The sequence below is a fragment of the Myxococcus sp. AM010 genome (assembly GCF_013372585.1).
Lineage (GTDB): Bacteria > Myxococcota > Myxococcia > Myxococcales > Myxococcaceae > Myxococcus > Myxococcus vastator.
The window spans coordinates 1-25632 of record NZ_JABXEO010000041.1 but is presented as its reverse complement, the minus strand read 5'-3'; the positions used below and the strand labels follow the sequence as shown (position 1 = coordinate 25632).

22 protein-coding genes and 5 tRNA genes are annotated in these 25632 nt (G+C 69.5%); 17 read left to right on the top strand and 10 right to left on the bottom strand.

Annotation, left to right across the window (positions count from 1 at the left end; translation table 11 throughout):
* Positions 1-73 precede the first annotated feature (73 nt).
* Positions 74-2983 carry an aminomethyl-transferring glycine dehydrogenase gene (gene gcvP, locus HV826_RS19540; protein WP_176418545.1) on the top strand — a complete coding sequence of 970 codons (2910 nt, stop codon included), beginning with the start codon at positions 74-76 and terminating at the stop codon, positions 2981-2983.
* A 63-nt stretch (positions 2984-3046) separates the two neighbouring features.
* Here the strand turns inward: gcvP and HV826_RS19535 are convergent, their stop codons facing one another.
* The 3 genes from HV826_RS19535 to HV826_RS19525 form a co-directional block, all read right to left on the bottom strand.
* Positions 3047-3964, bottom strand: coding sequence for a cation diffusion facilitator family transporter (locus tag HV826_RS19535; RefSeq protein WP_176418544.1), 918 nt, complete (start codon positions 3962-3964; stop codon positions 3047-3049).
* A gap of 26 nt (positions 3965-3990) precedes the next feature.
* Positions 3991-5238 (bottom strand): energy transducer TonB, encoded by a 1248-nt coding sequence (locus HV826_RS19530; protein ID WP_176418543.1) that lies wholly within the window; start codon positions 5236-5238, stop codon positions 3991-3993.
* A gap of 67 nt (positions 5239-5305) precedes the next feature.
* Positions 5306-7150: a SpoIID/LytB domain-containing protein gene (locus tag HV826_RS19525; protein ID WP_176418542.1), complete on the bottom strand. Its 1845-nt coding sequence runs from the start codon at positions 7148-7150 to the stop codon at positions 5306-5308.
* A 97-nt stretch (positions 7151-7247) separates the two neighbouring features.
* Here HV826_RS19525 and HV826_RS19520 point away from each other — a divergent pair, with 97 nt between their 5' ends.
* The gene (locus HV826_RS19520) at positions 7248-8915 is read left to right on the top strand and encodes a nitrous oxide reductase family maturation protein NosD (protein WP_407938412.1); all 1668 of its coding nucleotides are present in this window, start codon (positions 7248-7250) and stop codon (positions 8913-8915) included.
* A gap of 72 nt (positions 8916-8987) precedes the next feature.
* Here the strand turns inward: HV826_RS19520 and HV826_RS19515 are convergent.
* Positions 8988-9059: transfer RNA gene (locus HV826_RS19515), tRNA-Cys, on the bottom strand.
* 158 nt (positions 9060-9217) lie between these two features.
* On the opposite strand from HV826_RS19515, the gene HV826_RS19510 reads away from it, so the two are divergent.
* From HV826_RS19510 to fdxA, 4 genes are all read left to right on the top strand, one after another.
* Positions 9218-10369 carry an acyl-CoA dehydrogenase family protein gene (locus HV826_RS19510; protein ID WP_176418540.1) on the top strand — a complete coding sequence of 384 codons (1152 nt, stop codon included), beginning with the start codon at positions 9218-9220 and terminating at the stop codon, positions 10367-10369.
* 117 nt (positions 10370-10486) lie between these two features.
* Positions 10487-10840, top strand: coding sequence for a rhodanese-like domain-containing protein (locus HV826_RS19505; RefSeq protein ID WP_176418539.1), 354 nt, complete (start codon positions 10487-10489; stop codon positions 10838-10840).
* A gap of 82 nt (positions 10841-10922) precedes the next feature.
* Positions 10923-12011, top strand: a complete 1089-nt coding sequence (gene asd, locus HV826_RS19500) for an aspartate-semialdehyde dehydrogenase (protein ID WP_176418538.1) — start codon at positions 10923-10925, stop codon at positions 12009-12011.
* A gap of 110 nt (positions 12012-12121) precedes the next feature.
* Entirely contained in the window at positions 12122-12457 is a 336-nt protein-coding gene (fdxA, locus tag HV826_RS19495; RefSeq protein WP_176418537.1) for a ferredoxin FdxA, read from the top strand.
* A gap of 72 nt (positions 12458-12529) precedes the next feature.
* On the opposite strand, the gene HV826_RS19490 is transcribed toward fdxA, so the two are convergent.
* Positions 12530-13318, bottom strand: coding sequence for a hypothetical protein (locus HV826_RS19490; RefSeq protein ID WP_176418536.1), 789 nt, complete (start codon positions 13316-13318; stop codon positions 12530-12532).
* A gap of 131 nt (positions 13319-13449) precedes the next feature.
* Entirely contained in the window at positions 13450-14499 is a 1050-nt protein-coding gene (locus HV826_RS19485; RefSeq protein ID WP_176418535.1) for a hypothetical protein, read from the bottom strand.
* Positions 14500-14646: 147 nt separating this feature from the next.
* Between HV826_RS19485 and HV826_RS19480 the strand changes: the two genes are divergently transcribed.
* Positions 14647-15123 (top strand): GNAT family N-acetyltransferase, encoded by a 477-nt coding sequence (locus HV826_RS19480; protein WP_176418534.1) that lies wholly within the window; start codon positions 14647-14649, stop codon positions 15121-15123.
* Between the two features lie 7 nt (positions 15124-15130).
* On the opposite strand, the gene hrpB is transcribed toward HV826_RS19480, so the two are convergent.
* The 4 genes from hrpB to HV826_RS19460 form a co-directional block, all read right to left on the bottom strand.
* Entirely contained in the window at positions 15131-17695 is a 2565-nt protein-coding gene (hrpB, locus tag HV826_RS19475) for an ATP-dependent helicase HrpB (protein WP_176418533.1), read from the bottom strand.
* Positions 17696-17708: 13 nt separating this feature from the next.
* On the bottom strand, positions 17709-19058 hold the full coding sequence (locus HV826_RS19470) for a hypothetical protein (RefSeq protein ID WP_217918688.1): 1350 nt from the start codon (positions 19056-19058) through the stop codon (positions 17709-17711).
* A 72-nt stretch (positions 19059-19130) separates the two neighbouring features.
* A complete protein-coding gene (locus tag HV826_RS19465; RefSeq protein ID WP_176418531.1) occupies positions 19131-19835 on the bottom strand; it encodes an HAD family hydrolase in 705 nt (234 codons plus the stop codon).
* Between the two features lie 53 nt (positions 19836-19888).
* Positions 19889-20542: a HEAT repeat domain-containing protein gene (locus tag HV826_RS19460; RefSeq protein WP_176418530.1), complete on the bottom strand. Its 654-nt coding sequence runs from the start codon at positions 20540-20542 to the stop codon at positions 19889-19891.
* Between the two features lie 88 nt (positions 20543-20630).
* Here HV826_RS19460 and HV826_RS19455 point away from each other — a divergent pair, with 88 nt between their 5' ends.
* The 10 genes from HV826_RS19455 to HV826_RS19410 form a co-directional block, all read left to right on the top strand.
* The gene (locus HV826_RS19455) at positions 20631-21023 is read left to right on the top strand and encodes a DsrE family protein (RefSeq protein WP_176418529.1); all 393 of its coding nucleotides are present in this window, start codon (positions 20631-20633) and stop codon (positions 21021-21023) included.
* Between the two features lie 219 nt (positions 21024-21242).
* A complete protein-coding gene (gene cglB, locus HV826_RS19450; RefSeq protein ID WP_176418528.1) occupies positions 21243-22493 on the top strand; it encodes an adventurous gliding motility lipoprotein CglB in 1251 nt (416 codons plus the stop codon).
* Between the two features lie 81 nt (positions 22494-22574).
* A complete protein-coding gene (locus HV826_RS19445; protein WP_176418527.1) occupies positions 22575-23576 on the top strand; it encodes a RimK family alpha-L-glutamate ligase in 1002 nt (333 codons plus the stop codon).
* Between the two features lie 61 nt (positions 23577-23637).
* Positions 23638-24087, top strand: coding sequence for a hypothetical protein (locus HV826_RS19440; RefSeq protein ID WP_176418526.1), 450 nt, complete (start codon positions 23638-23640; stop codon positions 24085-24087).
* Between the two features lie 6 nt (positions 24088-24093).
* Positions 24094-24939: a 23S rRNA (guanosine(2251)-2'-O)-methyltransferase RlmB gene (gene rlmB, locus HV826_RS19435; protein WP_176418525.1), complete on the top strand. Its 846-nt coding sequence runs from the start codon at positions 24094-24096 to the stop codon at positions 24937-24939.
* Between the two features lie 132 nt (positions 24940-25071).
* Positions 25072-25144: transfer RNA gene (locus tag HV826_RS19430), tRNA-Thr, on the top strand.
* 59 nt (positions 25145-25203) lie between these two features.
* Positions 25204-25287 (top strand) — tRNA-Tyr (locus tag HV826_RS19425).
* 10 nt (positions 25288-25297) lie between these two features.
* A tRNA-Gly gene (locus HV826_RS19420) sits at positions 25298-25373 on the top strand.
* 25 nt (positions 25374-25398) lie between these two features.
* Positions 25399-25474: transfer RNA gene (locus HV826_RS19415), tRNA-Thr, on the top strand.
* Between the two features lie 19 nt (positions 25475-25493).
* On the top strand, positions 25494-25632 hold a 139-nt coding region (locus tag HV826_RS19410; protein ID WP_228556459.1), incomplete at its 3' end, for a GTP-binding protein.

Below are 25632 nucleotides of genomic sequence, written 5' to 3'. Positions count from 1 at the left end.
AAGGGACGGGGACTGGCTGTTAGGGACGGTCCTCGACTTCTCGACGCACGACTCGCCCGCGAGCCCCAAAGCCATGTCCTTGAACTGGAAGTATCAGGAGCCGTTTGCCGGCCGTCACAACGGCCCGGATGAGACCGAGCTGAAGCAGCTGTTGTCCGCGCTGGGCGTGGACTCGCTCGATGCCTTCATCGACCAGGCCGTCCCGCCCGTCATCCGCGCCAAGGCGCCGCTGAAGCTCGCGACCGCGCGCGGCGAGCACGAGCTGCTGGCGGCCCTGGAGTCCATCGCCGCGAAGAACCAGGTGTTCCGGTCCTTCATCGGCATGGGCTACCACGACACGCACACGCCGAACGTCATCCTCCGCAACGTCTTCCAGAACCCCGGCTGGTACACCCAGTACACGCCCTACCAGGCGGAGATTTCACAGGGCCGCCTGGAGGCGCTGCTCAACTTCCAGACGTTGGTCATGGACCTGACGGGCCTGGAGGTGGCCAACGCCTCGCTGCTGGATGAAGGCACCGCCGCCGCTGAGGCCATGGCCCTGGCCGTGCACCTCAAGGGCGAGGAGTCCGGCGCGGCCTTCTTCGTGTCCGACGCCTGCCACCCGCAGACGGTGGACATCGTGCGCACCCGCGCCCAGCCGCTGGGCGTGGAGGTGGTGGTGGGTGACCACCGCACGGTGGACCTGGGCTCGAAGAAGTTCGTGGGCGCGCTGGTGCAGTACCCGGCCACGGACGGCGCGGTGTTTGACTACCGGGCCTTCGGCGAGCAGGTGCACGCCGCGGGCGGCCTGTTCGTGGTGGCCGCGGACCTGCTCAGCCTCACGCTGCTGACGCCGCCGGGGGAGTTCGGCGCGGACGTGGCGGCGGGCAGCGCCCAGCGCTTCGGCGTGCCCATGGGCTATGGCGGTCCGCACGCGGGCTACTTCGCCACGAAGAGCGCGTACACGCGCGTCATGCCCGGCCGCATCATCGGCGTGTCCGAGGACGCGCAGGGCCGCCGCGCGCTGCGCATGGCGCTCCAGACGCGCGAGCAGCACATCCGCCGAGAGAAGGCGACGAGCAACATCTGCACCGCGCAGGTGCTGCTGGCCGTCATCGCCAGCATGTACGCCGTCTACCACGGCCCCTCCGGGCTGAAGGCCATCGCCGAGCGCGTACATGGCCTCACGGTGCTCTTGGCGCGCGGGCTGGCGAAGCTGGGCCTCAAGCTGAAGCACGAGCAGTACTTCGACACGCTGCGCGTGGAGCTGACGGCCGCGCACGTGCGCGCGGTGCTGGGGGCCGCCGAGGCGGCGCGGATGAACTTCCGCCGCATCGACGAGAAGACGCTGGGCGTGTCCCTGGACGAGACGACGCGGCCCGCGGACGTGGAGGACATCCTGGCGGCCTTCGCCACCGGCACCGGCAAGTCCTCCGCGCCGGTGCTGGCGGACCTGGTGGGTGACGGCGTGGAGAGCGCCGTGTCGCAGGCGCTGCGCCGCTCCAGCGCGTACCTCACGCACCCCGTCTTCAACAGCTACCACTCCGAGACGGAGATGCTGCGCTACATCCGGCGGCTCGAGGCGAAGGACCTGTCCCTCACGCACTCGATGATTCCGCTGGGCAGCTGCACCATGAAGCTCAACGCCACCGCGGAGATGATTCCGGTGACGTGGCCCCAGTTCGGGCGGCTGCACCCGTTCGCGCCCACCTCGCAGGCGGCCGGCTACAAGGTCATCTTCGAGCAGTTGGAGCAGATGCTGACGCAGGTGACGGGCTTCGCGGGGTGCTCGCTCCAGCCCAACGCCGGCAGCCAGGGGGAGTACGCGGGCCTGCTCGTCATCCGCGCGTACCACCAGAGCCGCGGCCAGGGGCACCGGAACGTGTGCCTGATTCCGTCCTCCGCGCACGGCACCAACCCCGCCTCGGCGGTCATGGCGGGCTACAAGGTCGTCGTCACCAAGTGCGATGAGAACGGCAACATCGACCTGGATGACCTGCGCGCCAAGGCGGAGGCGCACAAGGACGCGCTGGCCGCGCTGATGGTGACGTACCCGTCCACCCACGGCGTGTTCGAGGAGGAGATTCGCGAAATCTGCGCCATCATCCACGAGCGCGGCGGCCAGGTGTACATGGACGGCGCCAACCTCAACGCGCAGGTGGGCCTCACGGCGCCGGGACTGATTGGCGCGGACGTGTGCCACATCAACCTGCACAAGACGTTCTGCATCCCGCACGGCGGCGGCGGCCCGGGCATGGGCCCCATCTGCGTGGCCAGCCACCTGGTGAAGTTCCTGCCGGGGCACCCCGTCATCCACACGGGAGGCTCGGAGGCCATTGGCGCCATCTCCGCGGCGCCGTGGGGCAGCGCGAGCATCCTGCTCATCTCGTGGATGTACATCGCTATGATGGGCGGGGAGGGCCTCACCCAGGCCACCAAGCTGGCCATCCTCAACGCCAACTACGTGGCCGAGCGGCTCAACGCGCACTACCCGGTGCTGTACCGGGGCAAGCGCGGCAAGGTGGCGCACGAGTGCATCGTCGACCTGCGCCCGCTCAAGAAGACGGCCGGCGTGGAGGTGGAGGACGTGGCCAAGCGGCTCATGGACTACGGCTTCCACGCGCCCACCGTGTCCTTCCCGGTGGCGGGCACGCTCATGATTGAGCCGACGGAGAGCGAGTCCAAGGCCGAAATGGACCGCTTCTGCGACGCGATGATCGCCATCCGTCAGGAGATTCGGGACATCGAGGAGGGCCGCATGCCCAAGGACAACAACGTCCTCAAGCACGCCCCGCACACCGCGCGCGTCGTCGCCGCGCCGGAGTGGAACCGTCCCTACTCGCGGGAGCAGGCCGTGTTCCCCACGCCGTGGGTCCGTGACAACAAGTTCTGGCCCTCCGTGGGCCGGCTCAACAGCGTGCTCGGTGACCGGAAGCTGGTCTGCGCGTGCCCGCCCATCGAGGACTACATGACGCCGGAGCCGAAGCCCGCCACGGCCTGACGCGCACCGCGCATCGAGTGGTGACACAGGCCGTCTCCCTCCGTGGGGAGGCGGCCTTTGTCGTCACACAGGGGCGGCCATGGCGCCGCGGTCCGGCTCCACGTGGACCACCACGTCCACCACCTGGGGATAGGCGGCTTGCAGCGTGCGCTCCACCCGGTCCGCCACCTCGTGGGCCTGCGCGGTGGTGAGCTGCGGGTCCACCTCGATTTTGAGGTCCACGTAGACGCTCTCCTCCATGCCGCGGCTGCGCACGTCGCGGCAGGAGCGCACGCCCGGGATGGCCAGCGTGTGCCGCTTCACCTCGTCCGGCTCCAGGCGCGCCGTGTCGGAGAGGATGCCCACCGCCTGCCGGACGATGCCGTAGGCCACCCAGGCCACGAACACCATCACCGCCAGCGCAATCAGCCCGTCCGCGCGCGGGTAACCCAGCCACACGAGCAGCAGGGAGCCGAGCACCGCCAGGGTGACGTAGACGTCGGACATCGTGTGGCTCGCGTCCGCCAGCAGCAGGGAGCTCTTGTACTTGCGCCCGTAGTGCCGCTCCACCCGCGTCACCACCATGTTCACCACCAGGGTGAAGGCCATGACGGCCGCCATGGTGCCCGTCACCTGCGGGTGCTTGTCGTTGAGCACCGAGTCGAGCGCCATGCGCCCCAGCTCCAGCATGCCCACGCCAATCATCGCGCCGATGCCCAGCGACGCGAGCGCCTCGAACTTGCCGTGGCCGTAGGGGTGGTCCTCGTCCGCCGGGCGTGACGCCACGCCCATGGCCACCAGCCCCAGCACGTTGGAGCCGCCGTCGATGAACGAGTGCAGCCCGTCCGCCGTCACCGCCGCGGACTGGCTGAGCATCCCGAAGAGCAGCTTGGCGCTGGCCACCACCCAGTTGGCCACGAGGATGCCCAGCAGCACGTGGCGGACCTTCCGGTTCCGCTCCTGCTGCGCGAGGTTTCTGTCGGTGAGCGTCGTTGCTTCCACGCGCCGCACGGTACTTCAGTGCGCGCTCAGTTGGGCTGGCGGAACAGCCGCATCTTCGGGCCCCCGCCCATCTCCATGAAGAAGCCGAACTGGAACTTCACCTTGGCGTCGTCCGACAGCAGGCCGGGCGGCGGGTTGGGGAAGGGCTGCGCGCGTTTGAAGGACGACACTGCCTCGAAGTCGAGGAAGTCGAGCCCGCTGCTCTTCTCCACCTGGATGTCCATCACCTGGCCGCGCTCGTCGAGCGTGATTTGCAGCAGCGTGTACCTGTCTCTCCCCGTGTAGATGCCACCGGTGGGGTCCCTGCGGCGCAGCTGGTCGTTGGGGTTCCAGTGCATGCCCACGCTCTGCTTCACGCGGTTGAAGAAGCTGGCGTACTTCCACTCGCGCGTGTTGAGGAGGGTGCCGTCGCCTTCCTCGGCGTCCTGCAGGTGGTCATTGGGCGCGGCGCCAAGGACCTTGTCCATGACGGCGCGCGACGGCGTCAGCGACGCCAGCCCCGGAGCGCCCGCGCGGCCCGTGGAGCCGGCTTCCTCGCCGCCGGTGCCGGGCTGGATGTTGAGGCGCTTGGAGTTGCCCACCACCTCGTCGCTCTCGTTCTGGTTGTTCACTTCCACGCCCGGGCCTGGCGACGTCGGGTCCGTCTTCATCGCCACCTCGCTCTTCTTGCGGGCGTCGGGAATCTCGAAGGCGGGCTTCTGGCCACCCTGGGACACGGGCCGGTCGTCGTCGCCCATGCCGTTGTTGCCGGCCATTCGCGGCGGCGTCTGGGCGTCCGTGTTCTGGCCTTCCTGATTCTGCGGCGCCGTCCGCTGGGGCATGGCGTTCCGGTAGAAGGGCGTCTGCTCCCGCGCGCGCGTCTCCTTGTTCACGCGGTTGTTGCTCTCCGCGAGGTACTTCGCGTTCGGGTCCACCTCGTTGTTGCCGGGCGCGACGTCCACCACCTGCCCCTTGGGCGGCTCGTCGGGCTTCTTCTCCTCCGGCTTCTTGTCCTGGGCCTTGGGACGCTCCGACGCCTGGGACTTCGTCTGGGGGGAGGCCTTGCCGCGGTTCTGCGCCCATTGATCGGCGGTGAGCGGGCGCACGGCCACGGAGGTGGGCCGCGTCACGGGCTTGCGCGCCTTCCCGTCGCCCTGGAACGAGCTCGTCAGCAGCAGGGTGCCAACGTAGACGGCATGGAGGAGCAGGGCGAGCGCAACCGCCGCGGCGAAGCGCCCCGCGGAGGACCCCTGCCGCTTCCGGCGGCGCCAGTTTGTTGGAGAACCCGTGCTCACGGCGGGATGATAAACCTCCGAACGGGCGGACTAGTCCCGTCGCGTTCAAGGATAACCCCTCCCAACCTCAATAGATGGGGGCCACCGCGGCACCGTTGAAGTAGTGACGGAGGATGTCCTGGTAGCGCTGCCCGGCCTCCGCCCGGCCGATGGCGCCCGTCTGGCACATTCCTACGCCGTGCCCCCAGCCCCCGCCACGGAAAAGCCAGCCGGTGAGCTCGCCCTCGGCGTCCCGCTCGGCCACCACCACCGCCATGCTGCTGTTGAGCATGCCGAACAGGCGGCGGATGTTGAGCTCGCCCCGGACCTGGGTGGCCCCCTGGTCTCCGGACACCGACAGCACGGCCGCGCGGCCGGAGACGCCCCGGTCCGTCAACGCCAGGGCCTGGACGCGCCCCACGCCCAGCCGCTTCAGGCGGGTGTCCACCTGCTCGGCCGTGAAGCGCTTCTCCCACCGGAACTTGCTGGGCTGCGCGAAGCTGGACAGCCGGCAGGCCGCCGGGAGGTTGGCGGTCGTCAGCCAGCGCTCCAGGCTGACGGGCAGGGGAATGGCGCCCACGGGGCCGATGACGTCCGGGCGGCCGCGCAAGCTGGGGTCCGGAGCCCCGCCCCACACCACGTCATTGTCCTCGGTGTGTCCGCCGCAGACGGCGCTGTAGACGGAGTCCACCAGGCGGCCGTCCTCGCTGAAGAGGCCTTCGCCCCGGGTCGCCTCCACGGCGGCGGTGGTGCTCGCGGCCTCACCGGTACGGCCCCGGTAGACGGCGCAGTGCTGCTCCGAGCACAGGAGGTAGGGGTCCGCCAGGTGCTTGATGCCCACCTTCGCCAGCACCTCTCCGCGCGCGGTGACGGCCTGGGCCTTGAGCGCCTCTGAGTGGGCCCGGGCGAAGATCTCCGCGGGGACCAGGCCCTTGAGCAGGTCCTCCAAGGGGACGACGTTCACCACCGCCAGCCGGCCCGAACGGTCCACGACGAGCTGGAGCGCGCCCCGGAACGTGCGGTCCTCGAAGCCGTGGAAGGAGTAGCCCACCCCGTATTCGACCTGGCGCACGTCGAAGCCCCCGCCGTCGGGCGTCTCGGCGTCCAGCCGGTCCTGGGCCATGCCCACGACGACGCCCGCCTCGTCGCGCACCTCCAGGATGGCCTTGGCGGGCGTGCGCACCTCTTCGAACAGGGTCGTCTGCACGCCGTGGCTGCGCAGCAGCTCCGCCTGCTTCCGCCCGGCCGCCTCGGGGGTGAGGACCTCGTCCACCAGCAGCAGGGTGCGCCGGTTGTCGATGACCTTCCCGGCGATGCCGTAGACGGAGCCCAGCACCTGGGCCCGGACCGCGAGCCCCTTCTCGCGCCATGACTCCAGCGCCGCCTGGAGGCCCGCGCGGTCGGCCATGCGGAACTCGGCCAGCTGTACGCGCGCGGACAGCACCGCCGGGCTCCCCTGCGTCACCCGGACCGTCCAGCGCGTGCCCGCCGCCGCGTCGAGCATCTTCTCGTCGGGCCCTCCGAAGCGCAGGCGCATCCGGCCTCGCGGGGAGAAGGTGACCTCGCTCCGGCCCTCCATCAGGCGCACCGGGACGCGTGGCTCACCGCCACGGAAGTCCAGGCGCTTGAGGTCTCCCGGCGTGGGAATCCCCTGGGCCAGCGGGTCCTCCAACGGCGGTGGCGCCGTGCCCGTTGACGGCGCCTCATGGCCTTGGCTGTGTCGCGGTGGTGCTTCCGGGGACGCTTCGCGCTCCTGTGGGCCCGACGTGGCCTCGGACGATGACACGACGGCCGGTCCGGTCGCGGATGCACGGGGACTGTCAGCCGCGGGTTTCGAGGCCGCGCAGGCGGAGAGCAGGACGGCGGCGAGAAGCTGTGTGACGGCGTGGCGCACGGGGGGCGCCACCGTACTGTCGCACCTCCAAGCTGTCACGGACCGTTCGCCGTGCCCCCGCCGGGCAGGCTGGCGGGTACGTGTCGGGGCGTGAGGGGATGAATAGCGCACAGGGCTTCCCGCGTTGCCCCTGCTCATGAAAATCCGACACGGCAACTGCCTGAAGCTGACGTTCCTGGCCACGAGCATGCTCCTGCTGAGCTCGACGGCCTGCTCGGGCTCCGACAGTGGAGGGCTGCCTGTGCCCGCTCAGCCCCCGGCCCCTCGCCCCGTGCCCTCGCCCGAGCCTGGGCCGGCGGAGTCGCCCACGCCCACCCGGACCTTCACCACGCGTCCGCCCGTCGGCGTGCAGGCGGTGGCGGGGACTCCGGTGGCCGCGCTGCCGGACCACACGGACCACGCCAACATCGAGGACCCTTCGCCTCAGCCAGCCGTCAACGCCACGGCGATGAGCGTCGCCGCCGAGGCCCCCGTCTACACCCGCGAGTGGGTGGTGAGCACGTCTGGCAACGACGCCGGGGACGGCAGCGCCGCGCAGCCGTTGCTCACCCTCAACAAGGCCATCAGCCTGGCCAGCCCGGGCGAGCTCATCCGTGTCCTGCCCGGCACCTACGCGGAGCGCGTCATCATCGGTGACAACGCGAAGCCGGGCACGGCCGACGCGAAAATCACGCTCCAGGGAGAGGGCAACCCGCGCATCGTCCTGGGCCCCGGCGAGCACGGGCTGGTGCAGGTGCGCCAGCCGCATTGGATCATCGACGGCTTCGACATCGACCTGGAGGGCCAGACGCCCTTCGCCGTCACCTTCGAGGGCGACGTGACGGGCTCGATGCTCGTCAACTCGGACCTGCACGGCGGCACGGGCGGCGGCGCGGTGACGACGTTCAACCACGCCACCGGGCCCATCATCGAAAACAACCACATCCACGACTTCGTGAAGACCACCGGCAACGAGGACTCGCACGGCGTCGTGGTGCAGCCCACGTCGCGCGACGTCACCGTGCGCAACAACGACATCCACGACAACTCCGGTGACTCCGTGCAGTGCCTGGGGCCCGAGGGCTTCAGCAACCTGGCGCCCGCGGAGAACCTGCTGGTGGAGAACAACCACTTCTACGCCAACCGTGAGAATGCCGTGGACATCAAGACGTGCTACGGCGTGACGCTCCGCAACAACCGGATGCACCACTTCCTCCCGAGCTCCACGGCGCGAGGGGACGTCGTCGTCATCCACTACTCCGCGAGCAACGTGCTGGTGGAGGACAACGAAATCTACGACGGCGCCAAGGGCATCGCGGTGGGCGGCAACCACGAAGGCGCCATGCCCACCGGCGTCGTCATCCGCCGCAACCGCGTCTACGACATCACCGAGGCCGGAGGCGGGGAGGGCACGGGCATCCGCCTGGAGAACTCGCGGGGGACCACGGTGGTGAACAACACCGTCACCCGCGCGGCCACGGCGCTCGTCATCGGCCATGGCACCGGCGGCCCCACCCAGTCCCCCGTGGTGCGGAACAACATCTTCGCGGAAGCCCCCATCGCGGTGAACCTGGGCCCGATGGCCCCGGGGATGAAGATGGGCAACAACCTTTTCCCGGCGGGCGCCCAGTTCAAGCAGGACGGCGAGCCCGTGGACCTCACGGCCTACCAGTCCACCTCGGGAGACACCACCTCACGCCTGGGCTCGGCGGACCTCGGGGCGGCGTTCGCGCCGGGGCCCATGGCGCAGGACTCGGGCGCCGACATCGGCATTCCGTTCTGCGGCGGCGGACCGGACATCGGCGCGGTGGAGCTGGGCTGCTGACCCGTCCACTCCGCCCCTGAAAAGGACAAGGCCCGATGCGGAGTGACTTCCGCACCGGGCCTTGTGTCTTTGAGGCGCCACCCGGATTCGAACCGGGGAATGAAGGTTTTGCAGACCTTTGCCTTACCACTTGGCTATGGCGCCGAGAGGATGGGGTCGGCTTTATACGCAGCCCGCTACCACGCGGTCAAGGCTGCAACAGCTGCCTGCTGTGCATCCGTCCCGCTACCATGCCGCCACCAGAAGGTTCCACCCCGGGTGCGCGTGCGTGCGCGCGCCCGAAAGGACGAGGTGCTCGAAAGATGCTTCACGGCCACGGGCTGTACCTGGAAGAGCATGACGCGTTTCGTCGCACCGTGCGGGCGGTGGTGGAGAAGGAGATTCTCCCCTTCGTGAAGGAGTGGGAGGCTCGGGAGGAGTTCCCCAAGGCGCTCTTCACCCGCTTTGGCGAGCTGGGCTTCCTCGGCTTGAAGTACCCGGTGGAGTACGGGGGCTCGGCGGCGGGGGAGCTGTACGAGGCGGTGCTGCTGGAGGAGCTGGGGCGCTGCGGCTCGGGCGGTGTGTCCGCGGGGCTGGGGGCCCAGTTCACCATCTCCACGGGGCCCCTCCATCAGTTCGGCACGGACGCGCAGAAGCGCCGCTGGCTGGCCCCCGCCATCCGGGGTGAGAGGCTTGGCGCGCTGGGCATCACCGAACCGGATGCCGGCTCGGACGTGGCGGGGCTGCGCACCACCGCGCGGCGCGAGGGCGACAGCTACGTCCTCAACGGCTCCAAGACGTACATCACCAACGGCGTGCGCGCGGACTTCGTGGTGCTGGCGGTGAAGACGGACCCGACCGCGGGTCACAAGGGCCTGTCCATGGTGGTGGTGGAGAAGGGCACGCCGGGCTTCTCCGTGGGGCGCAAGCTGGACAAGCTCGGCTGGCGCGCCTCGGACACCGCGGAGCTGTTCTTCGAGGACTGCCGCGTGCCCGCGGAGAACCTGCTCGGGGTGGAGGGGCAGGGCTTCGCGCAGATCATGGGCAACTTCCAGTGGGAGCGCCTGTCGCTCGCGTTGGGCGCGGTGGGGGCCATGGACGACATGCTGGAGACGGTGCTGGCGCACGTGAAGTCGCGGCGGGCCTTCGGCCAGTCGCTCCACCGGTTCCAGGTGGTGCGCCACAAGCTGGCGGAGCTCTTCACCGCGCGGGAGTCGGCGCGCCAGCTCACCTACCACGCGCTGCGCCTGCACGTGGCCGGCGAGTGGGCAGTGGCGCAGACGTCCATGGCGAAGAAGGTGGCCACCGAGACGTGCTGCCGCGTGGCGGATGAGTGCCTCCAGCTCCACGGCGGCGCGGGCTACATGATGGAGTACGACATCCAGCGCCACTGGCGTGACGCGCGGCTGGGGCCCATCGGCGGTGGCACCAGTGAGGTGATGAACGAAATCATCGCCAAGCAGCTCGGTTTGTAGGGCGGGGGCGCGGCGCGGCGCGGCGCCCCGCCTGACCCGTGGAGGGCAGGCGGGGGGGCGGCGTGGGAAGAGGCCCTTGGCGCTCCGGGTTACCCGAAGAGACCCCGCGGAGGGCCCGTGGAGCCCATCATCGTCTGTGCCGAGCTTTACATGCGTCTGGGGGACGACGAAGTGCTCGTCCTCGACTGTCGGGACGCCGCCGATTGGGAGCGTTATGACCTGCACATCCCAGGGGCCTTGCGGATGACGTGCGCGGAGATCGCCCGCGACCACCACATGCTCCCGGACGACGAGCTCATCGTCCTGTGTGGTTGCTCGCCGGACGGAAGGGACACGCGCCGTATCTGTCGTCTGCTCCGGATGAAGGGGCGCGAGGCCGTCTGTCTCGACGGCGGGCTGCTGGCGTGGGTCACAGGTGGCTTCCCCACGGAGCGGCACACCCGGGCGCCCCTCGCCGCGATGCCCCGCTGAGCACCGCGGTGGATGCGGCGCGTCGTCAAACGGTGTTATGGAGCGGGCGACATCCTCCTCTGGAGACTGGAGAAACGCCCCCATGGCCAGGCTTCGCGCGGCCCTCATCGGTGCCACTGGACTCGCTGGACAGCAGTTCATCGCCGCCCTCAAGAATCACCCCTCCATCGAGCTGACGGGCCTCGCGGCCTCGCCTCGCTCGGCGGGCAAGACGTATGCGGAGGCGCTGAAGACGGCGAGTGGCATGACGGCCTGGTTCGTCCCGGAGCCGCTGCCCGCCGAGCTTGCCGGCATGAAGGTGGTGGCCGGTGACGCGCTCCAGGCCAGGGATTACGACCTGGTCTTCTCCGCTGTGGAGGCGGACGTGGCGCGCGAGCTGGAGCCGCGGCTGGCGAAGGACATCCCCGTCTTCTCCGCCGCCAGCGCGTTCCGCTACGAAGACGACGTCCCGCTGCTGATTCCCCCCGTCAACGCCGCGCACGCGCCCCTCATCCGGGAGCAGCAGCGCCGGCGGGGCTGGAAGGGCTTCATCGTCCCCATCCCCAACTGCACCACCACCGGCCTGGCGGTGACGCTGGCGCCGCTGGTGGAGCGCTTCGGGGTGAAGGCGGTGCTGATGACCAGCCTCCAGGCCATGTCCGGCGCCGGCCGCTCGCCGGGCGTCATCGGCATGGACATCCTCGACAACGTCATCCCCTACATCCCGAAGGAGGAGCACAAGGTCGAGGTGGAGACGAAGAAGATCCTGGGCGCGCTCCGCCCAGCGGGTGACGGCCTCACGCCGCACGACGTGCGGGTGTCCTGCACCTGCACCCGCGTGGCGGTGATGGAGGGCCACACCGAGTCCGTCTTTGTCTCATTGGACAAGAAGGCCTCCGTGGCCGAAGTGACCCAGGCCCTGCGGGACTGGAAGGGCGCCGAGCTGGCCCGGAACCTGCCGTCCGCCGCACCGCGCTGGATTGAGGTGCTGGACGATCCCTTCCGACCCCAGCCCCGTTTGGACCGGGACACGCATGGCGGTATGGCCACCACCGTCGGACGCATCCGCGAGGATGGCGTCCTGGAGAACGGCTTCAAGTACGTGCTGGTGTCCCACAACACCAAGATGGGGGCGGCGCGAGGCGCCATCCTCGTGGCCGAGCTGCTGTTGGCCCAGGGCTTGTTGGGCTAAGCCCCGTCACGGGCGAGGGGGTGCACAGATTCAGGGTGCCATCGTCAGCTCGAACCACTACTCTGCGCGCCCACGGACGCGCCTGGTTTCAACCGAGAGGAGACTTTTCAATGGCCTACGTCGTTGCCGACCCTTGCATCAAGTGCAAGTACACCGACTGTGTCGAGGTGTGCCCGGTCAATTGCTTCTACGAGGGTGCCAACTTCCTGGTCATCCACCCGGATGAGTGCATCGACTGCGGTGCTTGCGAGCCGGTGTGCCCCACCAAGGCCATCTTCCCGGAGACGGAGCTCCCGGAGCAGTGGAAGGAGTACAAGGCGCTGAACGCCGACCTGTCCACCAAGTGGCCCAACATCGCGGAGAAGAGGGCCGCGCTGCCCGAGGCCGAGGAGTTCAAGTCGAAGGACGGCAAGCGCTCCTTGCTGGATCCGGCGGCGGGCTCGTAATCCGCTGACCTTCGCGTGTCCTGGGAAGGCCCTTTCGTCCAGCGGCGAGAGGGTCTTCTTCGTTGCGGGGCGCTACTCCGCGCGCAGGGAGCTCAGCTTCAACCCGCGTGACTCCAGGGCGTCGCGCAGCCGGCTCAGGTCCTCGGCGGCCACGGGGCCGTGCCGGCCCTGGATGCGCAGGGACACCTCGCGCGGGCCCGTGCGCTCGACCTCCACCGTGGCGTCCAGGCGCCCGCGCAGGCTCATGCTGAGCGCGGGCCGCTGGGACTTCACGAACACCTCGATGCGCTCGATGAGCGCCATCGCGGCCTCGGCGCGGGCGGCGGGGTTCACTTCCTCGGCTGGCGCGTGCGCGCCTCCCGCGCTCGCCGTCACCGCCGTGGCGCTCTCTGCGCCCATCGGCTCTTGGAGGGGCCTCTGTGTTTCCGGAGGTGGTGGCCCGGGAGCAGGCCGGGCTTCGGGCTGAACGGGAAGGGCGGGGCGCGGCTCCTTCGACAGCTCGCGGGCGATGAAGTCATGGAGCCGATGTTCGGTGCGCTCCTGCACCAGGGCCTGGGACTCGCTCCGGACCGCGCCCAGCCGCAGGACTTCGACATTCATCGCCTGCCGCTTGAGCCCCAGGCTCTCGGGGCTGGAGACCGCGCCGCGCTGTGCGGTGAGCACGGGCGCCGCTGCTCGGGCCAGCAGCGGGGGCGTGGCTCCGGCGCGCGCGGCGCTTGGGAGCCTCAGTCCCACGCGTTGGGGCCTGGGTGGGGTGCTGCGTGCGTCCGCTTCGTCGAGCGCCTTCTTGAAGCGCTCTGCGTCGGCGGATGACTTCGTCTGTCCGGAGCCGTTGGTGGGCTCGCGACTGTCGACCTTCATGGCATCCCTCGTGCGGTGGGCACGAGGAGCAGAGCAGGGGGCGTGCCAGCCCCCCGACGCTGGAAAATCCTCAGTCCGACTCCCGGATGCGGTACCGCCGGGTGGATGGGCGTCCAGACGTGGGATGTGCGTCAGCGCTGCGTGCCGAAGGCGCCGGGCTGGATGGGCGCAAGTCCGGTCAGGTCGTTGACGGCCAGGGGGCACGAGGCCACGGCGGCCGGGTCCGCCAGGCTGGGCGTCTTCGCCCAGTCCCGCTCGGGGAAGATGAGGGCGTCGCGCAGCTCGATGGACGTCAGGCCCTTCTTGTACTCCCAGAAGCGGCCTCGCACGAGGACGCGGGAGCCCTTGAGCAGCTTGTTGAGGTCGGCGAACTGCGTGTCCTGCAGCTTCGCGGAGATTTCCACGCGCGGGCGCTTGGGCGCCTTGCCGAAGTTGAACTCGAAGCGCTCCGTCGTCGGCGCCTCGGGCTCCACCCACAAGAGCCGGGCCAGCATGTACGGGGCTTCCGGCTCCTCGCCCTTCTTCAGGCGCTTCTTCTTCGGTTTCTCGAGCTTGAGGTCCACCAGCTCCAGCGCGCCGAAGGCGACCTCGTGGTCCAGGTAGTTCTCGCGGAAGAGGGCCTCGGCGGTGGACGCGCCCACGGAGGTGGCCCGCTGGACTTCCTGGGCATAGCGCTCCCGCAGGGCGGGCAGGGTGACCAGGAAGCTGTCCAGGGGCTTCACGCCATTGGCGAGGAAGCGAAGCCGCCCCATGTCGATGGCCGGGTAGTAGGGCGCCAGGGCCTGCGCCGTCACCAGCCACTCCTGGGGCAGCTTCCGGTCGATGAGCACGCGCCGCACCATGGCGACGAGGAAGGCGTTGCCGGGAAAGCGTGGGTTGACGAGCTGGGTGTTGAGGGCGTTGACCAGCACCGGGTCCAGCATGAAGTTTTCGTCACGCTTGTGCAGCAGCACACCGGTTTCACCCATCAGGGTCAGCATGGCCCCGAGCACCTGGGCGCAGCCGGCATCCTGGGTCCCCTGCTTGAGCCCCTGGTTCAGCTTCGACCGGGCGAAGCGCTTGTCCAGGTCCTCCTCGCGGAAGACGGGGGCCTGACCATTGCCGAAGAACAGCTCGGGCTGGGCGGTGGCGGGCATGGCCGACAGGGCCAGGGCGAGTGCGAGCAGTCGGTTGAAGCGCATGGCGCCTCGCAGCCTACCACGGCGCACGGACCCGCTGTGCGGTCGGCCCGTGGCGGCAGGCAGGCGTGGCACGGGGGGAACCCCGGCGTGCCACGGTGCTTTTTCCGCCTGTTGACCTTGCGGGCTTTTGTGTACCTTGCCCGCGACATGTCCTCTCCCACGGATACTTCCGCGCCCGTCACCATCACTCAGATCCAGAGTGAGGCGGAGCTCATGCAGGCGCTCGCCATCCGCGAGGTGGTGTTCATCGAGGAACAGGCGGTTCCCGAAGGCATCGAGCGCGACGCCGAGGACGTGCACGCCTACCACGTCATCGCCAACCAGGGCGGCCATGCCATTGGTACAGGGCGGCTGGTGATGTTGACGCAGCCTCCGGCCAACCAGGAAGGCTCGTGGGGCCAGATTGGCCGCATGGCCGTGCTCCAGGCGCATCGCAAGGCGCGCGTGGGCTCCCTGTTGCTGACGTCCCTGGAGGCAGAGGCGCGTCGGCGCGGCGTCAACGGCATCATGCTGCACGCCCAGCTCTACGCGCTGGAGTTCTACAAGAAGCACGGCTACCAGCCGGTCGGCGGCGTCTTCGAGGAAGCCGGCATGGAGCACCTGGAGATGCACAAGCGCTTCTGATGTCGCCTCAACGGCGCGGTGGCCGGGGGGCTGGCGGCTGGGCATGCCGCGGGTCCTCGGGCCATGAGTGCCGGGGGTACTTGCGGCACAGCTCCTTGCGGATCGCGGGGTAGTGCCGCTCCCAGAAGCCCGCGAGGTCGGTCGTCACCTGCACCGCGCGCATGTTCGGCGCCAGCAGGTGCAGCACCAGCGGGACGCGCCCCGCGCAGACGTTGGGCCCCTGCGCCATCCCGAAGAAGTCCTGGAGTCGCGACTCGACCCAGGGTGGCTTGCCCGGCTCGTAGTGGACCTTGACGCCGCGGCCTCCGGGCAGCGTCACCCGCTCCGGCGCGTGCGTGGCCAGCAGCCGCTGCTGCTCGGACGTGAGCCGTGCGTAGAGCGCGTCCAGCAGGGACACCCCTTCCAGGTCCTTGAAGCTGCGCGCGTCCGAGCACAGCGACGCCAGCGCATCGCGCAGGAAGGCGTTATCGACGGCGGGGAACCTCGCCTCGGGGAAGGCCTCGGCCAGCAGGGCCACGCGGGTGCGCCACTGCTCCAGGGCCTCCGGGTCCGCGAACTTCCCGGGCCCCGCGGCCAGCGCGGCTTCCACGAGCACGCGCGCGGTGGCCTCCGAGGCGGGCGCGGGTGTGCGGGTCTCCTCCAGGACGAGGTTCCCGTAGGACAGGCGGGTGAGGCGCTCCACACGCCGGGCCTCGGCGTTCCACTGGAGGGTGTCCACGTCCTCCAGGGTGTCCGGGTAGAGGTCGAGCAGCCACTCCGGCTCCACGGCGCTGGCCAGCCGCACCACGGCGCCCTTGCCGGGGCGCTCCTCGGCGTCGGCGGCCACCATGAGGTCGGCGTCCTGGACCACGCTCACGTCTGACAGCGTGGCCGTCCCGCCTCCGAACATCAGCAGCTCCGGCGCACGGGGGCGGCGGCGCCGGGCGACGCGGTCGGGGTAGCCCGCGAGCACGCTGAGCATTAGCGCCTGCTCCACGTCCTCGGGCCGCTGGGGCCGGGCGCCCTGGCCACGCACCGCGCGCCGCAGCTGCTTTTGGACCCGGTCCACTGACTGCACGGCGCCGGCCTCCAGGGAGAGGGCGTGCATGCGGCCCGACGCGAAGTTCGCGCGCTCCGCTTCGCGGAAGCGCTCGAGTAGCTCCAGCAAATCGGACGGCCCGCTGACGGTGGCGGCCGGGCGTCCTCCCTGGCCCAGGTTGGCGCGGGCCTCGCGGCGGATGTCGCGTTCGCCCATGAGGGCGGCGAGCACGGCGGCCTCGGCGCCCACACCCCGGCGCTCACCCTCGACGATGATGCGCGCCTGTCGGGGGTGGACGGGGAAGCGCAGGATCCGCTCGCCCACCGCCGTGACGGTGCCGGCGGGGTCGACCGCGCCCAGCCGGCGGAGCAGCGTCTCCGCGGCGTCCAGGGACGCGGCCGGGGGCGGCTCGAAGAAGGGGAAGGCGGCCAGGTCGGTGATGCCGGACGCGCGCAGGGAGAGGACTGTTTCGGCCAGGTCCGTGCGGCGAACCTCCGGTGCGTCCTGCTCCGGGCGGCCGTCGAAGTCGTGCTGGGTGTAGAGGCGCAGACAGTGGCCCGCGCGCGTGCGGCCCGCGCGACCCGCGCGCTGGATGGCGGAGGCGCGGCTGACCTTGGACAGCTTGAGGGTGGGCAGGCCGGACCAGGGGGAGTGGGAGGCGATGCGCGCGAGCCCGGAGTCGATGACCACCGCCACGCCGTCGATGGTGACGGACGTCTCGGCGACGTTGGTGGAGAGGATGATCTTCCGCCGCGAGCTGCGCCGCACGGCGCGGTCCTGCTCGGCGGGGGACAGGTCGCCGTGGAGGGGGAGCACGTCTGCGCCGTGGCGCTCGGCGAACTCGGCGCAGGCGTCGCGCGCGCGGCGGATTTCGCCGGCGCCAGGGAGGAAGACGAGCACGTCGCCATCCAGGCCTTGGGCGAAGAGCCGCTTGATGCCGGAGAGCACCTGGTGGTCCAGGTGGCGGTCATCGGGCGCGGGCAGATACTCCACGCTCACGTCGAAGCGCCGGCCCTCGGAGCGGAGCGAGGGACACCCGCCGAGGTACGCCCGGATGGGCTCCGCCTCCAGCGTCGCGGACATGACGACGACCTTGAGGTCGGGACGCGCCGTCTCCTGGAGGCGCCGCAGCAGGGCCAGGGAGATGTCCGCGGACAGGTGCCGCTCGTGGAACTCGTCGAGCACGACGATGCCCACGTCACGAAGCTTCGGGTCGGAGAGCAACCGGCGGCCGAGGACGCCCTCGGTGACGAAGGACAGGCGCGTCTTCGCGCTGCGCACGTCCTCGAAGCGGACCTGGTAGCCCACCGATTCGCCCACGCGCTCGCCCAACTCCTCGGACACGCGCTGGGCGGCGAGCCGCGTGGGAAGCCGGCGTGGCTGGAGGACGATGATTTCCTTCCCCTGCCCGAGCCCGGCCTCCAGGAGCGCGCGAGGCACGCGCGTCGTCTTTCCCGCACCCGGAGGCGCTTCGAGGACGAGCGAACGCGCGCCCCGCAGCGTGGAGACGATGTCCGGTAACAGGGGATCGATGGGAAGCGCGACGTCCGCCATGGTCCGGTATCCTTTAAGGCGTGTCCGCCTGCGAGGAAGCCTTCTTCTTCCGGACGCGAGGCGCCTGTGCCTCACTCGGGGCCGGAGGTTCAGTGGCCTCGATTGAGGCCGGCTCCGCTGCATCGGCCTTCTTGCGGCCCCGGCGCGCGCCGCGTGGCGTGGTGGAGGATGCTTCGTCACGGGCCCGCGCGGTGGCCACCTCGGGGGCCGCGGGCTGGAGGTCGTTCGGCTCCGCTCCATCCGTGGCCTTGGGAGGCGCCTCGCCCTTTTCAGCCCGGGCCGGATCCTCCGCGGCGGCCTTGCCCGCGAGTTCCGTGCCCGCAGGCGCCGTCTCCGGCTGGGGAACGGTGCCATCGCGCGGCTCAGAAGCAGTGCTCGCGGAGGCTACGTCGGCTTCAGCCGTGGACGGCGAACTCTCGTCCTTCAGCTCGGCGCCACCGGCAGCTCCCGAATCGCCACCGGTGTTCGAGTGCGCGTCGCCCGAGTCCTGGCTCACCTCCGGGTTGGCTGCGCTGGCGGACGTTACGCCACCCGGTGCGGCCCCCTCCTTCGCCGTATCGCCACCTGCGTCCAGGGCCGCGACCTCGGCGAGTTCGGCCTCGGTGGGCTCCATGGAGTCCGTCGGCTCATCGAAGCCAGCCAGCGCGTCGTCGGAGAACGTCAGTCCTCGTCCCGCGCGGCGCTTGGGCTTGAGGTTCAGCCCGGCGGCCTCATAGACGGTGGGGGCGGGCACGAGCGCGGCTTCGGCCAGCAGGCGCGCCTGACGAAGGGACTGCTCGAGCTTCCGGCCCAGCGACACCAGCTCCTCGCGAAGGAGGGTCTCCTGTTCCAGCGACAGGGGGGATGGCTCATGGCTCGTGCGCCACGCGTTGTGGGCGGTCAGCACCTGCTCCATGACGGGCCGCACGAGCGCGAAGTCCTCCCGGGCGAAGATGCGCGTCACATACGCGCTCTTCGTGCGCCGCTCGTAGGACGTCGCGTACTCGAGGACGGCTTCGCGGGGGGCGCGCCGCAGCTGCGGGAACTTCAGGTGGGGGAAGAGGGCCTCGATGACGGGCGCGCGGCTGCTGGCGGTGAAGGTGATGCCGGCGAGCAGCTTCTCCAGCACGTCCACCCACAGGCCCTGCTGGTGGAACGCATATTCCTCGCGAGCCTCTTCCAGCTCAGGAAGGTCCTTCACACGGTCGAGCACGCCCTCGGTGGGGGCGCGCGCGGTGCGCACCAGCTCCAATGCGGTGGTGAGCCAGCCCTTTTCGGCGTCGAGGCCGGGTCGGCCGGTGAGCATCTCTCCCGCCGTGGCGAGGCGAGCCTCGAAGGCTTCGGCGAAGCGGATGAGCTCATACGATTCGAGCGTGGACGACATGCGGCGGCTCCTCGGAAGGGCGGCGGGAGATAGCACACCCGGCGTCGAGCACCGAGTGGCCGGGCAGGGGCTTCAGCGCCCGCCGAGCAGAATCTCCAAGGCCTGGGGATGCGAGAAGTCAGGAAAGGCGACCGTGGCCCCTGCGTCGATGAGGGCCTGCACGGAGGAGGTCCCCGTCCCCACGCCGATGCACTCCGCGCCGACGCCGTGGGCCGCATGGACGTCCTTGGGCGTATCGCCGATGACGACGACCCGGCACTCCTCCACGGGGACGCCCAGCTTCGCGGCGCCGGCTCTGGCGCCGCAGCGAATCAGCTCGGTGCGGTCCTCGTTGTCGCAGCCGAAGCCGCCGAAGTCGAACTGGTCGTAGATGCTCACGCGCTCCAGCTTCACGCGAGCGCCCTCTCGGACGTTGCCCGTGCCCAGTCCCACCGCGAACCCGGACCGCGAACGGGCTTCCTTCACGGCCTCGCGCATGCCGGGGAAGACGCGGTAGCGCTGGTCATCCACCTTGTGGACCTCTTCGGCGAGGTGGGCGACGTAGGCGTCGATGACCGCGTCAATGGCCGCGACCGAGTCCTCCACGCCGATGAGGTGCATCGCCTTGCGGACGATGGCCCGGTCGGTCATGCCGGACATTGGGAACGAGTCGCACGCGTCCCGCCGCCCGTGCAGCTTCTCGAAGGCGGCTTCCATGGAGCGGCGCCCCGCGCCGCCAGTGGTGACCAGGGTTCCATCGATATCGAAGAGGAGGACGGTGGGACGCATGGCCCCCATTTAATGGAGGCCCCGTGCCGACGCGAGCCCGGAGTCAGGCGGACCGCGTCCGCTCAGGGCTCGACGAGCGTGAGGCCACGCTGGAGTGCCTCGCGGACCAGGGCGCGCTCCTCCACCGGCAGCCGGTCCTCCAGCGCCTGGCGGGCCTGCTGACCACCCAGGCGTCCGAGCGCCACGGCCACGGCCTCCCGGACCTGTGACTCCGGGTCCCGCAGCCGGGTGATGAGCGTGGGGATGGCGTCCAGCCCCAGGCACCGGCGCAGGGCGTCCGCCGCGCTGGCACGCACCTCGGCTGGGGCCTTCGCGTCTTCGAGCACCTCGCGGATGGTCACCGCGCCGCCTGAAGGGTCCACCAGCGCCAGGGAGGACACGGCGAGCGTCCGCCGCGCGGTGGGTGTGCCCTTGTCCACGACGAGCGCTGACAGGACAGGCGCCGCTCCGGGCCCCAGGCGCTTCCATGCGTCATCGGATGGGGCTCCAGTCCGCGTCGTCGCATCGAGGAGTGCGACCACCTGGGCATGGACGTCGGTGTCTAGCGAGGGCGCGCTGGTGGCGAGCAAAGGCTCCGAGCTGGCGGAAGCGCTCACTCGGGCCAGGCCCCCGGACCCCGCGAGCAAGACGCCGCCGAGCACCACGGAGCGCCAGGCGAGACGGCGGACGGACCAGGAGGGAACAGCGCCAGGACGCGGGGGGAGGGTGGTCGTCATGGGGGCTTCCCGGACGGAAGGGGACGTTTCCGTTTTATACGTCATTGGTGCCGCGGCGGGAGGCGAAGGCCGTTATGGTCGGCGCGTCATGGCCGGACGGGTCCTCTTCTTCCTTCAGCACGCCACGTACGAGCCGGCCTTCCAGGCCGCCACCATGGGAATCACCGCCGCGGCCATGGGGGACGAAGTGTACTTCGTCTTCGCCTTCGATGCGCTGCGCCAGCTCGTGGGTGGCGCCTATGGTCAGCCGTCGAGCGAGCGCGAGCACGAGGAACTCACACGCGCGGAGTCACTCGGGGTGTTGGCGCCGCCGCGGATGCTGGCGGAAGCGCGCACGCTGGGCGCGAGGCTGATCGCCTGCGACACCACGGTGCGCATCTGCGGCTACGCACCGGAGGCGCTGGAGGGCACCTTGGACGAGGTGATGGGCATGGCCTCCCTGTGGCGACTGACCGCGGGCGCACGGGTGCTCACCCTGTAGTCGGTGGGCTGTGGGCCCACGTACGCCGCTCTTGGCCGCTTGGGCATCGTTCTGGCTGTAACGTCGCAGTGGCATCCAAACGGCCAGGAATCTGTCCGCCGATGCTGTAGCGCCCGACGGGAATGACGCGATAACCTGTGGGCACGCCGTACCCCCTTTGGAGAACCCGGCCGCGCGGGAAGCTCCGCGTCCCCCAGTAGCAGAAGGAATTCATTGCCTATGCGCTCCAAGCTGCCCCTCCTGAGTGCACTCTCCGTCGGCGCCATCGTCCTGGCCTGTCAGACGTACGACTTCGAGCCGGTGGAGCCGCTGGCCATCGCGCAGACGACGGTGGAGGAGGTCATCAACGCCCGTCGGAGCAAGCCCAACATCATGTTGATGGTGGACACCTCCGGGTCGATGACGTTGCCGGTGAATCCGTCGCCTGCCTGCGACGTGGAGTTCGAGGGAAGCATTGTCCCTTGTGGTGGTGAGGCGACATGCAATGTGGATGTCTGCCCCACGCGGTGGACCGCACTGCAGTCGGTCGTTCCTCAGTTCCTGGAGAACAGCGGTCGTTTCGTGCGTTTCGCGCTGACGACGTATCCCGAAACACAGGGAGGGACGTCGATTCCGGACCTGTGCCGTGCCTCCACTGCTGGCTCCCTGCTCAAGACGCTGCCGGAGCAGGAGGATGACGATTCACTGCTGGCGCATGCCAATGAGATCAACACCCTGCTGCAGGGTATCCCCAATGGCGGTGAGGGGCGGCCTCTCGGGGGCACGCCGACCAGCGGAAGTCTGAAGTTCGTGGGGGGGCTTGAGGGACTCCAGGACCCCAACCGGCAGAACTTCGTCATCCTCCTGACGGACGGTTTGCCGAACTGTAACGCTGCGAACCCAAATAGCGGTGCCGACACGGCGTTGTGCAAGTGCACCATCGAGAACAACCAGTGCCAAAGTGGCTACCTCCACCGTGGATGCCTGGACTCCGATGCCTCCGTGACTGCTGTACGCGAACTTCGCGAGAAGGGCATTCAGACCATCGTCATTGGATTCGGCGCGGAGACGGCGGTGGGGGATGGGCCGGCGGTGCTGGAAGCCATGGCCCAGGCGGGAGGCTTCAAGCGTACGTGCAACGCGGAGCGCCCGTGTGGCGAGGGCGACACCTGCAACCCGACCACGGGCCTGTGCAACCGCTCCTTTTTCCAGGCCGGTAACCAGGCTGAGCTTGCAAGTGCTCTGGAGGAGATCAGCAAGGCAGTCGTCCTGGAGGACCCTTGCCTGATCAAGCTGGATGGTCCCCAGCGCCCGTCCGACCCCAAGCTGCTCGTGGTCTACGTGGAAGGCGAGCGCACGCTGTCCAGCGACAGCACGTGGACGCTGGAGGAGGATGGCGTGGTCTTCAAGGGGGAGACCTGTCAGCGCATCCTCAACTCCACCCCGGAGGCGCCCGTGCGGATTGAAGTGCGGGCCATCCGTCAGCGTTAGTCCAGCGGTTCGCGGGGCGGCTTTACCCGGCGAGGGGCGGGGTTTATAGGTCCCTCCCTCCCTGGAACGGCCGCCCTGCTCATGAAAGCCACCATCCTCTCGCGCTCCGCTTCCATCCCGTCCACCCGGCGACTTGTCGAGGTGGCGCGCACCAGAGGACACCGGGTGCGGGTCCTCAACCCGCTCCGAGTGCAGATGCACCTCGATGGGCGCAGCGCCACGCTCTATTACGGCCGCAAGAAGCTGGCGCCCACGGACGTCGTCCTCCCTCGCATCGCCCAGTCCATCAACACCTATGGCCTGGCCGTGGTGAATCAGTTCGGCCTGGCGCGGGTCCCGCTCGTCAACCACGCGCAGGCCATCGCGCAGTCGCGCAACAAGATGCGCTCGCTGCAGTTGCTCTCGGCGCACGGCATCGACATCCCTGCGACGGTGATGGCCCGTGACGCGGCCCACCTCAAGGAGATGGTGGGCTTGCTGGGCGGCGTGCCCGTCCTCGTCAAACTGCTGCAGGGGCAGGAGAAGCACGGCGTCATGGTGTGTGAGAGCCTCCAGTCGCTGGAGGCCGCGCTCGAGGCGGTCCTGGGGCTGGGGCACAACCTGGTGATGCAGGAGTACGTGAAGAGCACCGGCATCGACGTCCGAGTGCTCGTCGTGGGAGGGCAGGCGGTGGCCGCGGTTCGTCGCCGCCCGCGCGCCGGACGCCTGGCGCACACCCTCATCAAGGGGGCTCGGCTGGAGGCGCACGAGCTGTCACCTGCCCAGCGAGCCACCGCGGAGAAGGCCACCCGGCTCATCGGGCTCGAAGTGGCGGCGGTGGACCTGCTCGACGTGCAGGGCCAGCCAAAGGTCTTCGAGGTGAACAGCTCCCCCGCGCTTCCTGAAATGGAGACGGTGACGGGCGTCGACCTGGCCTCACTCATCATCATCCGCGCGGAAGCGCTGGTGGCGGGGGCGACGCCCGTGTCCGTGCCAGACCTTTCGCCTCCGTTGGCCCTGCCCGTCTCATCTGAGCCCGCCCAACTCCCCATGGACCGGAAGGGTCCGAGTCGCCGCGCCAGGACCGGCGAAGGCGGCGCGTGAAGAGAAAGACGGCTCCCGCCGTCTCAAGCGTGATACGCACCCCCGCTTCCAGGAGACGCCCATGCTTCGCCGCCGACGCCTTTCCTCCCTCGCCGCCCTGTTGGCGGCAGTGACCTGCTCCGTGCCTGTCCTGGCCGCGGACGTGGATCCGACCTCGCTGTATGAGGTCTCCACCGAGGGGACCTCGACCCAGGTCAAGGCAGGGGAGAAGGGGACTTTCGTCCTCGCCATCAAGACGAAGGCGGGTGCCCATGTCTCCGACGAGGCGCCGTTGAAGCTCGAGGTGAAGGGGAGCCAGGTGACCCCGGCCAAGGAGAAGCTGGTCCTGGCGGACTCCGTGGCGAAGAAGGCCGAGGGGCAGGACTTCGCGGACCCTCGCTTCGAGGTCCCCTTCACGACGGCCGCTGCGGGCAAGGGCACCGTGGACGCGAAGCTCGTCTTCTTCATCTGCACGGAGAAGCTCTGCGCACGTCAGCAGAAGACGTTCTCCCTTCCTGTCGAGGTCCTCTGAGTCCCCATGCGTGAGCGTTCTTCCAAGGGCGGCCGCGGTGAGCGCGGGAGCGAAGAATCCCCCCAGCGCGCCAGCCGGGGCGAGCGTGGCGGCGGCGAAGCCTCCCGTTTCGTCTACGGGGTGAATCCAGTCCTGGCGGCCCTTCGAGCCCGGCCAGACGAGGTGGAGCGCTTGTTCCTGGTGGAGGGGCAGCTCGGCGCCCGAGCGGCGGGAGAGCTGCTCAGCCGGGCTCGCGAGTTCGGCATTCGCGTGGAGAAGGTGACGCGCGAGCGTCTGGGCGCTCTGTCGGAGGGCGGCGTTCACCAGGGCGTGGTGGTGGAGTTGCGCGGCTTCAAGTACGCGGAGCTGGAGGACCTCCTGGCGGCGGCCAAGGCTCAGGGCCAGCCTCCGCTGGTGGTCGTGCTGGACGGAATCCAGGACCCACACAACCTGGGGGCCATCATCCGCTCCGCGGATGCGCTGGGGGCCCACGGCGTGGTCATTGCCAAGGACCGGGCGGTTCAGGTGACGGGGACCGTGGCCAAGGCGTCGGCGGGGGCCGTGGAGCACAGCCGCATCGCGCGGGTGGTGAACATCTCCCGGGCCCTGGAGGAACTGAAGGAAGCCGGCCTGTGGGTCGCCGCGGCGGACGTCGACGCCAAGGAGCCCATGTGGAGTGCCCGGCTGGATGGGCCGCTGGCGCTCGTCGTGGGGGCCGAGGGGGCAGGCGTCCGGGACGGGGTGCTCAAGCACTGCGACTTCCGCCTCCGGATTCCGATGGCGGGTCAGGTCGGTTCATTGAATGCGTCCGTTTCGGCCGGCATTCTGCTATACGAGGTCGCCCGCCAGCGGGGCACCGTCTCCGGCCGGTAGTCGAAGTTTGGGATCAATCTCCTTGACTTGGGCGAACGGGAATTCTAGAAGGGCGCCCCTCTCAGGGCGGTGACGGGTGGTTGACGGAGTCGCTGGGGCGGGGTAGGGCGGCAGTCGCAGTACCGGATGAGTGCCGGTGTAGCTCAGCTGGTAGAGCAACTGATTTGTAATCAGTAGGTCGCGGGTTCAAATCCCGCCGCCGGCCAGGTAGGACGGGGCCGCGGATGAGGGCCCGGGATGTGGTAGTAGGACAAGTGAATATCTGGAGGGATACCCAAGCGGCCAAAGGGAGCAGACTGTAAATCTGCCGGCTCTACGCCTTCGATGGTTCGAATCCATCTCCCTCCACTCGGCAATTGCGGGAATAGCTCAGTTGGTAGAGCGTCAGCCTTCCAAGCTGAATGTCGTGGGTTCGAGTCCCATTTCCCGCTCCAAATGTTGTAGTCACAGCATCGCCAAGCCCTGATAGCTCAGTTGGCAGAGCGCATCCTTGGTAAGGATGAGGTCACCAGTTCAATCCTGGTTCAGGGCTCCATTTATTTTTGAGGAGTGTCATGGCCAAGGAGAAGTTCGAGCGTAACAAGCCCCACGTGAACATCGGCACGATCGGACACGTGGACCACGGCAAGACGTCGCTGACGGCCGCCATCACGAAGGTGCTGGCGAAGACGGGCGGCGCCACGTTTCTGGCGT

Coding starts and splice junctions, on each gene's coding strand:
- gcvP (WP_176418545.1), top strand. CDS start 74: ATGTCCTTGAACTGGAAGTATCAGGAGCCGTTTGCCGGCCGTCACAAC.
- HV826_RS19520 (WP_407938412.1), top strand. CDS start 7,248: ATGAAAATCCGACACGGCAACTGCCTGAAGCTGACGTTCCTGGCCACG.
- HV826_RS19510 (WP_176418540.1), top strand. CDS start 9,218: ATGCTTCACGGCCACGGGCTGTACCTGGAAGAGCATGACGCGTTTCGT.
- asd (WP_176418538.1), top strand. CDS start 10,923: ATGGCCAGGCTTCGCGCGGCCCTCATCGGTGCCACTGGACTCGCTGGA.
- fdxA (WP_176418537.1), top strand. CDS start 12,122: ATGGCCTACGTCGTTGCCGACCCTTGCATCAAGTGCAAGTACACCGAC.
- HV826_RS19490 (WP_176418536.1), bottom strand. CDS start 13,318: ATGAAGGTCGACAGTCGCGAGCCCACCAACGGCTCCGGACAGACGAAG.
- HV826_RS19485 (WP_176418535.1), bottom strand. CDS start 14,499: ATGCGCTTCAACCGACTGCTCGCACTCGCCCTGGCCCTGTCGGCCATG.
- HV826_RS19480 (WP_176418534.1), top strand. CDS start 14,647: ATGTCCTCTCCCACGGATACTTCCGCGCCCGTCACCATCACTCAGATC.
- hrpB (WP_176418533.1), bottom strand. CDS start 17,695: ATGGCGGACGTCGCGCTTCCCATCGATCCCCTGTTACCGGACATCGTC.
- HV826_RS19470 (WP_217918688.1), bottom strand. CDS start 19,058: ATGTCGTCCACGCTCGAATCGTATGAGCTCATCCGCTTCGCCGAAGCC.
- HV826_RS19465 (WP_176418531.1), bottom strand. CDS start 19,835: ATGGGGGCCATGCGTCCCACCGTCCTCCTCTTCGATATCGATGGAACC.
- HV826_RS19460 (WP_176418530.1), bottom strand. CDS start 20,542: ATGACGACCACCCTCCCCCCGCGTCCTGGCGCTGTTCCCTCCTGGTCC.
- HV826_RS19455 (WP_176418529.1), top strand. CDS start 20,631: ATGGCCGGACGGGTCCTCTTCTTCCTTCAGCACGCCACGTACGAGCCG.
- cglB (WP_176418528.1), top strand. CDS start 21,243: ATGCGCTCCAAGCTGCCCCTCCTGAGTGCACTCTCCGTCGGCGCCATC.
- HV826_RS19445 (WP_176418527.1), top strand. CDS start 22,575: ATGAAAGCCACCATCCTCTCGCGCTCCGCTTCCATCCCGTCCACCCGG.
- HV826_RS19440 (WP_176418526.1), top strand. CDS start 23,638: ATGCTTCGCCGCCGACGCCTTTCCTCCCTCGCCGCCCTGTTGGCGGCA.
- rlmB (WP_176418525.1), top strand. CDS start 24,094: ATGCGTGAGCGTTCTTCCAAGGGCGGCCGCGGTGAGCGCGGGAGCGAA.